2 protein-coding genes are annotated in these 2,162 nt (G+C 71.3%); one reads left to right on the forward strand and one right to left on the reverse strand.

Going from position 1 to position 2,162, the window contains the following annotated elements; translation table 11 throughout:
• Nucleotides 1–153 precede the first annotated feature (153 nt).
• Nucleotides 154–1,572 (forward strand): polysaccharide biosynthesis tyrosine autokinase, encoded by a 1,419-nt coding sequence (locus VF825_RS12690; protein WP_331113816.1) that lies wholly within the window; start codon nucleotides 154–156, stop codon nucleotides 1,570–1,572.
• A 154-nt stretch (nucleotides 1,573–1,726) separates the two neighbouring features.
• Here the strand turns inward: VF825_RS12690 and VF825_RS12695 are convergent.
• Nucleotides 1,727–2,162, reverse strand: a 436-nt coding sequence (locus VF825_RS12695) for a YgfZ/GcvT domain-containing protein (protein ID WP_331113818.1), incomplete at its 5' end; no start/stop codon positions are given.

A 2,162-nucleotide genomic window follows, 5' to 3' on the forward strand; every position in this document is an offset into this window, starting at 1 on the left:
GAGCGCGTGGAGCAGACCACCGAGGTCTGAGCCGTCCCGCCTTCGTGTTAGCCCCTCGCGGGCGGTCCCCATATGTCAGGATTGCTCCGCCGCCGTTTCCATTCGACGGATGGCGTTCATTGCGTGTCACACGCAGGCGAGGGGATTTCTTTCGTGGAGCTGCAGGACTATGTCCGCGTCATCCGCAAGCGGTGGCGGATCATCGCCGCAGCCACCCTGGTGGTCATTGCCGGAGCCGCCGCGGTCACGGTCGTGAGTCCTCCGACCTACGAGGCGCAGACGCAGCTGTTCGTCTCCACCTCGGGCACCGCCGACGCCACGCAGCTGCTCCAGGGCAGCAACTTCACCCAGCAGCGCGTGAAGTCCTACGCCGACGTGATCACCAGCCCGCGGGTGCTCAACCCCGTGATCGACCAGCTCCACCTCAAGGTCACCGCCGACGACCTGGCCAAGAACATCACCGCGACCGTCCCGCTGGACACGGTGCTGATCCAGGTCGCGGTGGACGACCGCAACGCCGAGCAGGCGGCGCGCATCGCCGACGCCCTCGGCAAGCAGTTCACCACGACGGTCAGCGAGATCGAGACGGTCTCGGCCAGCGCCCCCAGCCCGGTCAAGGTCTCGGTGATGCAGCAGCCGACCGTCCCGCTCTCCCCCGTCAGCCCCAAGCCCGTGCGCAACATCGGCCTGGGCCTCGTGCTCGGCCTGCTCGTCGGCGTCGGTCTGGCCCTGCTGCGGGACCTGCTCGACACCACGATCAAGAACGAGCAGGACGTCGCGCAGGTCACCAAGTCCGCGGTCATCGGCGGCATCGCCTACGACGCCGACGCCCCGAAGCGGCCGCTCATCGTGCAGGCCGACCCGCACAGCCCCCGCGCCGAGGCGTTCCGGGCGCTGCGCACCAACCTGCAGTTCGTCGACGCCGCCAACCAGCCGCGCTCGATCGTCTTCACCTCCTCCCTGCCGGGCGAGGGCAAGACCACGACGACGGCCAACCTCGCGATCACCCTGGCAGCCGCCGGCTCGCGGGTCTGCGTGGTCGAGGGCGACCTGCGCCGCCCGCGGATGCTCGACTACATGGGCATGGAGGGCGCGGTCGGCCTGACCAACGTGCTGATCGGGCAGGCCCACCTCGACGACGTGCTCCAGCGGTTCGCCAACACCGAGGTGTGGGTGCTCGGCTGCGGCCCGATCCCGCCCAACCCCAGCGAGCTGCTCGGCTCCACCGCCATGCTCGAGGTGGTGCGCCAGCTCGAGGCCAAGTTCGACTACGTCATCATCGACGCGCCGCCGCTGCTCCCGGTGACCGACGCCGCCGTGCTCTCTACGGTCACCGGCGGCACCGTCGTGGTGGTCGGCACGGGCAGCACGACCCGCGAGCAGCTGTCCCGCTCGATCCAGAGCGTCGAGGCGGTCAACGGCCAGGTGCTCGGCGTGGTGCTCAACAAGCTGCCGGAGAAGGGTGGCGACGGCTACTACTACTACCGCGACGGCTACGCCCCGATCAGCGACCCGGACCGCCAGCTCGACCTGCGCAGCAGCCGCGGCCACCAGGACCGCACCCACGTCTGAGCGCCGCCTGAGCCCCACGTGGTGCCCGTAACGCCGCGTTCGGCGCCGATTCCGGGCTCGGTTCGCGGCCTGACGGGCGCCAAGTCAGGTTGAGGGTGGGCGGCACCCCCGGTATGCCGGGTGCTCACCCCACCGGGTGCGCCGGCTGGTCACCTCAGGGGGTGACGATGACCTCCTGGGCCGCGGCCAGCCCGGCCACGGTCAGCGTCGCGTCGACGGGGATGTTGCGCTTGACCAGCGCCAGGGCGATCGGGCCGTCCTCGAAGTGCCGGGCGATCGTCGTCACGAACCCGACGTCACGGCCGTCGACCGACACCGCCGCGCCACGCTCGGGCAGGGTGTGGCCGGAGCCGTCGACGTGCAGGAACACCAGCCGGCGCGGCGGGCGGCCCAGGTTGTGCACGCGCGCGACCGTCTCCTGCCCGCGGTAGCAGCCCTTGTGCAGGTGCACGGCGGTGCGCAACCAGTCGACCTCGTGCGGGATGGTGCGGTGGTCGGTCTCGAAGCCCAGCCGCGGCCGCCACGCCTCGACGCGCAGCGCCTCCGCGGCCCACACGCCCGCGAGCGGCCGGTCCGCGACGGCGGCCTCG

Origin of the sequence: Oryzihumus sp. (assembly GCF_036391795.1) — a bacterium.
Lineage (GTDB): Bacteria > Actinomycetota > Actinomycetes > Actinomycetales > Dermatophilaceae > Oryzihumus.